General features: G+C 31.3%; 5 protein-coding genes. 4 read left to right on the forward strand and 1 reads right to left on the reverse strand.

Annotation, left to right across the window (positions count from 1 at the left end):
- Nucleotides 1–220: 220 nt before the first annotated feature.
- From ACOYLP_RS10125 to ACOYLP_RS10140, 4 genes are all read left to right on the forward strand, one after another.
- Complete coding sequence (locus ACOYLP_RS10125; RefSeq protein WP_422856053.1) at nucleotides 221–1,435, forward strand: phage integrase SAM-like domain-containing protein; 1,215 nt, start codon at nucleotides 221–223, stop codon at nucleotides 1,433–1,435.
- A 9-nt stretch (nucleotides 1,436–1,444) separates the two neighbouring features.
- On the forward strand, nucleotides 1,445–2,113 hold the full coding sequence (locus tag ACOYLP_RS10130) for a hypothetical protein (RefSeq protein WP_422856054.1): 669 nt from the start codon (nucleotides 1,445–1,447) through the stop codon (nucleotides 2,111–2,113).
- Nucleotides 2,114–2,188: 75 nt separating this feature from the next.
- A complete protein-coding gene (locus ACOYLP_RS10135) occupies nucleotides 2,189–2,503 on the forward strand; it encodes a helix-turn-helix domain-containing protein (RefSeq protein WP_422856055.1) in 315 nt (104 codons plus the stop codon).
- Between the two features lie 4 nt (nucleotides 2,504–2,507).
- Nucleotides 2,508–4,484: a VapE domain-containing protein gene (locus ACOYLP_RS10140; RefSeq protein WP_422856056.1), complete on the forward strand. Its 1,977-nt coding sequence runs from the start codon at nucleotides 2,508–2,510 to the stop codon at nucleotides 4,482–4,484.
- A gap of 292 nt (nucleotides 4,485–4,776) precedes the next feature.
- Here ACOYLP_RS10140 and ACOYLP_RS10145 read toward each other — a convergent pair.
- A partial coding sequence (locus tag ACOYLP_RS10145) for a type ISP restriction/modification enzyme (RefSeq protein ID WP_422856057.1) occupies nucleotides 4,777–6,281 on the reverse strand: 1,505 nt, incomplete at its 5' end.

The raw sequence follows: 6,281 nt of genomic DNA on the forward strand, positions 1-6,281 counted from the left end.
TCTTTTCGGTGGAGGATAACGGGGTCGAACCGATGACCTCTTGCATGCCATGCAATAATATTATGGTTATTCATTCTTGATAATTTCTATGTAATCTAGTAATCATCAATATTTGCAAGGTTTTCATGCTTATTGATATTTTTGCTTATTTTCGCTTTTCTATGCTAAATGTTTTACCTATGTTTTACCTAAAATTTGAATTAAAAATAAACTATCCATTATGAGCGCATCAATTAAAGTGATTTTATCTACTCACAAGGTCTTAAAAAATGGAGAACACCCCATTTATTTGAGAGTTATTAAAGACAGAAAAACAAAATACATGGCAATTGCTTCATGTTCACTTAAAATGTGGGATGAAAAGGAAAATATGCCAAAGAAGAAACACCCACTTTATAAAGAATTAAGCATACTAATTGATAAGAAGAAATTAGAGGCTAAAAAACTACTTTATGACCTTGATACACATGATAACGGTTATAGTTCAGACAATGTAAAATCTATACTCATAAATACCAATTCTAAAACCTCCGTTATTAAATATTTTGATGAAGTCATTGAAAGGCTGGAAAAATCCAATAGAATAGGATATGCAAATATTTTCAAGTCAACAAAAAACAGCCTTTCAACATTCATGAAGGATAAGGATATTGTGTTTAGTGATATTACACCAAGCTTTATAAATAAATATGAAGCCGAACTACTTTCAAGGGGAGTAAAGCCAAATTCTATTTTCGTTTATATGCGAACTTTCAAAACTCTTATAAATAATGCAAGGAGCGAGAATATAGTTAAAGCAGAATACAACCCCTTTAAAGATATAAGTTTCACAAAGTATAGAAGAATTAAAACTGCAAAGCGTGCTATTTCAAAAGAACAAATTCAAGCAATTGCAAAACTGAAATTCAAACCCGATACCAGTATATTTCATGCACAAAATTATTTTTTGTTTAGCTATTATAATAGAGGGATAAATTTCATTGATATGGCTTTTTTGAAATGGAGTTCAATCAATAATAATAAGTTGACATATACAAGAAGCAAGACAAAGGAAAATTTCAATATTGGAATGTTAGACCCTGCAATAGATATTTTGAAATTCTACAAAAAAAATTACCCTCATGCTGAAAATGATTACATTTTTCCAATTTTAAACCATTCACATGAAACGGCTAAATCAATTGATTATAGAGTTGATAAGGTATTGAAGCAGGTAAACAAAGATTTAAAAACTATTGGAAAGGAAGCGAATATTAAAGAGAAACTTACAACCTATGTAGCCCGACATTCATACGCAACGAATATGAGAAATAGCGGTATTTCTGTTTCAGTAATAAGTAAAGCAATGGGGCATAACAGCGAAAAAACAACTGAAATTTATTTAGAGGGATTTGATAATAAAATTTTGGACGAAGCAAGCAAAGCAATTTTATAAACTCAAAAAATGAAAAATTACTATACTGATTTTATTAAAAAATGTGATGCCGAGATTATGCGATTGCAAGCTGAATATGAAAGTGCAATGACTAAGGCAAGAAATAAATCTTTCGCACATCATAATTTTCTTAATCCGATTTATAAGCAATACTTGGACATTCAAATAAAGTTAAAACCATATGACCGTTTCTTTATTGAAATGAATGATGAATATGAAAGTGATGCAAGCAAGGAGTATGAAGAAATATTTAATACCAATATCAAAAAGATACCAGCTAAAATTCGAATAAAAATAATGCCTGACTTAATCCTATTTTACACAATGGATAAATTAATTTCATTTGTGATGTCAGAAGAAAAGGAACTTCATGCCAATAGTGAAGAAGATAAGCCAAACAAAAGCGAAATCAACTGGATAGGCACAAATGAAACGGAATTTGTTCAATTGATTTATGCTTTACATGAAGGAAAATATATAGAAGGCAGAGGCATCACAAAAATTGTAGAAGAGTTTTCAATGCTCCTTAATTATCCATTAGGCAAAAATTGGCAAGCTAATCATTCAGCAAGTATTCATAATAGCAATGCAGACTATAACCCTAAAATTTTCAATACTCTGAATGAAAAATATAAAGGGTATCAGAAAAAACAAATAGATAAGCGAAATAAAATTTAATCCCAGTAGCATCCAAGTAGGACTTTTAGTTTATTGTTGGTTTGTTGTTTTGCTGAAACAATAAATTTTTAAACAATGACTGAACTAATTATTATCAGCAAAGACCAATTGGAAGTTATCATTCAGGATTCACTTCTTAAATCACTCCAAAGACAAAAGCAGATAAAGCAAGATGAAACGGATAAATTTTTATCCCTTGAAGAAGCATCTGAATTTTTGCAATTAGCGAAACAAACCCTTTACGGTTTCACTTCGCAAAGAACCATTCCATTTATTAAGCGAGGTAAAAAACTATACTTCAAAAAGGTGGATTTGGAGAAGTGGCTAAACGAGGGTAGAAAATTAACATCCTCTGAAATTGCGACCACAACTAATAAAGGTAAAAAATAACGCTATGAATACGATTTCAAACAAGAATTTCCTAGAAAGAAGCGTTTCCCTTTACAAGTCCATAACGCAAAAGAATAATACGCTTATTAGCATATCAGAGACCTTAAAAACTATTCAGAGTGATAAGGATTTGTTTGAGCATATTGAAAAGATTAGAACTGAAAAGGATAAGGATAAAAAGGACAAGTTAAAAAAATCATTGCCTGCAATTACGCCATCAGCAACCTTTGGAGAACAAAGAAAATTGGAATGTATTGAATCTTATACCGGCATTATTTGCCTAGATTTTGATAAGATTCAGGATTTGACAAGAAAGAAGGCAAAATTATGTGAAGACAAATTCTGCATGGCTGTATTTATCAGCCCATCAGGCAATGGGTTAAAGTGTTTTGTTAAGGTTGAAGGAGATAATAAGGCGCATCTTGAAAATTTCAATACGCTAAAGGACTATTTTTATAATACTTATCATATAGAAGCAGACAAATCATGTAGCGACATTACAAGGCTTATGTATTTAAGTTATGACAAGGATTTATATCAGAATTCAAACTCTATTGTATGGTCTTCAATAAATTACTATTTCAAAATCTATGAAAGGATAGATAAGGAATTAAACATTACTGAAACTTATGTTGAAGGGAAAAGAAATAACTATGTTTTCAAACTTGCTAAAAAATGCAGGGATGCCGGCCTGAAATATGACTTTGCTTTAAAGGAAATTTCAAGCCAATACGCAGAACAGGGGTTTGATATAAATGAGATTCAGCAAACAGTAAAAAGTGCATATAGCAAAGAGCCTATTAAAGCCAAAAAACCGACAGAGGCAAATAACCAAAAAAGTTACACCTTATGGGATAAGGTGGAAGAATATATTTCCGAGAATTATATATTGAGAAACAATATTGTAAGCACTAAAATTGAGTATAAAAAAATAAATTCTGATAATGGGTTTGAGGAACTGGATGAAAATTCTATTTATCGGGAGTTGCAGAAAAAAGGCATCAATATTTCGCAATCAAAGCTAAACGCATTATTAGGAAGCGATTTTGTTGAAAAATATAATCCTTTTGCAGATTATTTTAATAGTCTTTCGAATTGGGATGCAGAAAAAGAAAACGATTATATTTCACAATTATGTGAATTCCTTCCAATGAAAGAGCAAGACCGTTTTAATCGGCATTTTAAAAAAATGTTGGTTCGTTGTATTGCATGTGCATTGAATGATAATGTATTTAATAAACAGGTATTCGTCTTGGTGCATGATATACAGAATAGTGGAAAATCAACATTTTGTAGATGGTTATGCCCTCAGGAATTGTCAAATTATATTACAGAAAATATAAACACAGATAAAGACAGTTTAATTGCTTTAGCGTCAAATTTCTTAATCAACATGGATGAGTTAGCAACTTTAAATAAAACCGAAATAAATGCGTTGAAAAGCTTCATTAGTAAAGACAAAATAAATGTTCGGCTTCCATTTGGAAAGAGGACACAGATAATGGCAAGAAGAGCAAATTTTATCGGTTCGACAAATAAAGATGAATTTTTAACTGATGAAACAGGCTCTGTTCGTTGGTTGTGTTTTGAATTAATTGGAAGGATAGATTTCAGCTATAAAGATAAAATCAACATAAATGATATTTGGAGGCAAGCCTATTCATTGTATTTGGCAGGATTCCATTATCAACTTACACAAGATGAGATAGATGAAAATGAGAAAGCAAATCAAACTTTTCAAGTTCCGACTTTCGAGACTGAAACTATTCCTCTCTATTATACACCCAGTTCAAAAGAAGATGGTGGCAAATTTGTAAGACCAGTTGATATATACGATAAACTTAATTCATTACACCCATCTGTAAGGTTTACCTTAAATTCAATCGGAAGAGCCTTAAAACAATTGGGCTTTAAAAGGGGTACTCATCCTCACCCAAATCGGCCATATACTGTAAAAGGGTATTTTGTAAACGAGTTATAAAGTTTCTTACTTTCTTACTCAAAATTGTAAAACATAGGCTGATAGTGTATTTTATATGAGTAAGAAAATTGTTCACTTCTTACTCAATTCCTACTCTACTCAATTTTAGAGTAGGCAAGTTAAAAAAGTAAGTTACTTTCTCGCTTCTAGGTTATCTGTATTCCAAAAAAGTCTTACCTTCCATCGCCAGTGCGACGGAAGGTAAAGGATAAAATATACTATTATCCTTTGGTTTTATTTTTTATGTAACATACAAATGTTATGGTCGCTGATGCTTGGCATTGTGAGTTTATTATTCGTTAGGTTCTGCTGCAATATTTAATTCAACATCATCTTCGTTGACGGTATACATTTTTATCTCATTGCTATCTCTAGATTCTGTTCCAAAATCAACTTTAGGTAAACTGTTTACAATTTCTACTGTTTGTACACTTACATTTATTACACTCAACAACAAGTCTAAAATGTATCGTGGATTGCCTGTTTCGGTTGCCCAGTCGTTTGGATTGTTGGTTATGCCACTTTCTTTATGTGTAGAAATTTGATAGCGTTCCATTATCCATTCTATCGCACTCTTGCCGTTTACTACATACTGATAAGCCTGTGCAGGGATATTTGAAATGGTTATTTTGCTATTGTAAATGATTGTATCTTTTTGGTCTTTCTTTGGAAAACGAAGTTTTTCAACTGTATAAAACTTTCCATCATCACCAGTAACTTCTGCATCTGCAAAAGGTGCAACAGTTTCATAATTCAAATGCAGTTCGGCTAACTTTCTACCTGCTTTGCTGAATGCCCAAAAATCTTTTACCTCCTCTAATAATGGTAAACGAGGTAACATCTTCTTTAAATCACTGGCAAATTTTTCTTTGTATTGATTGCTATGTAGGAAGCCATATACATAGTAAAATATATCTTCTTTGGTTACATTTTTACCGTAGATTTTTTTGGCTCTTTCTAAGATAAAATCGCTTATTGCATCCCTGCGGATGAAATCGTTTTTATTGTCTTCATCAAACATCCCCCTTTGTTTTGCGTTGTTTTCTTCATAATAATATAAGGGAAAAGATTGCATAGTATCCAAATAGTGAAGATTTGGTATACTTGAAGTTATTAGAGCAGAATATCCCTTTGAAGCCCCAATTCCGCTTACACAAATAATAAAATTTTCATGTTTCTCTGTGGGTAAAATACTTGGCATTAAGTACCTACTCCAATTCAAAGATTTATTGAAATATAAATTTTGTTTATAAAAAGGACGATAAGAGCTCTTGCGGACAGAAGCTTCATCATACGTATGTACTATACCATTTCCTGCATCTCTAATCAAATTTTGAACCCATTTAATTTTAGTTTCATCTTTAGATATAAATGAATTAATATCTACTTTATTATTGAACTCCTTTTGCTTCTTAAACCCCTCAACTTGGCTATTATAGAAGCTAATCATTGATTTTACATTTTCGATTAACCCTTTTTGTGAACTATTATATACCCAATTATCCCGATTGGTTACTACTCCATTTGAATTAATTACAAAAAATGAATTTGACTTTATACTTAATTTTTTCTCAGGGTCTAATGCTATGAAATTTTCGAAAGCATCATTCCGCATACTAAGCCAATCGCCTTGTTCATTGGGTTGTAATGTTTTTAATTGCAGTTGTTCGTTTGTAAAAGATTTGAAACCACTAATAATTTTTAGTTTTTCTTCCCTTGTTAAATACTCTCCTATGTCTTGATAATGTATTGTTGCTTTTTCTGTTTTTACATCTGGATTTTTAACCAATAATGTAA

Source organism: Flavobacterium sp., from assembly GCF_049318325.1.
Classification (GTDB): Bacteria; Bacteroidota; Bacteroidia; order Flavobacteriales; family Flavobacteriaceae; genus Flavobacterium.

What these genes read in the sequence shown, in the direction of transcription:
- ACOYLP_RS10125 (WP_422856053.1), top strand. Translation starts at nt 221, where the DNA reads ATGAGCGCATCAATTAAAGTGATTTTATCTACTCACAAGGTCTTAAAA.
- ACOYLP_RS10130 (WP_422856054.1), top strand. Translation starts at nt 1,445, where the DNA reads ATGAAAAATTACTATACTGATTTTATTAAAAAATGTGATGCCGAGATT.
- ACOYLP_RS10135 (WP_422856055.1), top strand. Translation starts at nt 2,189, where the DNA reads ATGACTGAACTAATTATTATCAGCAAAGACCAATTGGAAGTTATCATT.
- ACOYLP_RS10140 (WP_422856056.1), top strand. Translation starts at nt 2,508, where the DNA reads ATGAATACGATTTCAAACAAGAATTTCCTAGAAAGAAGCGTTTCCCTT.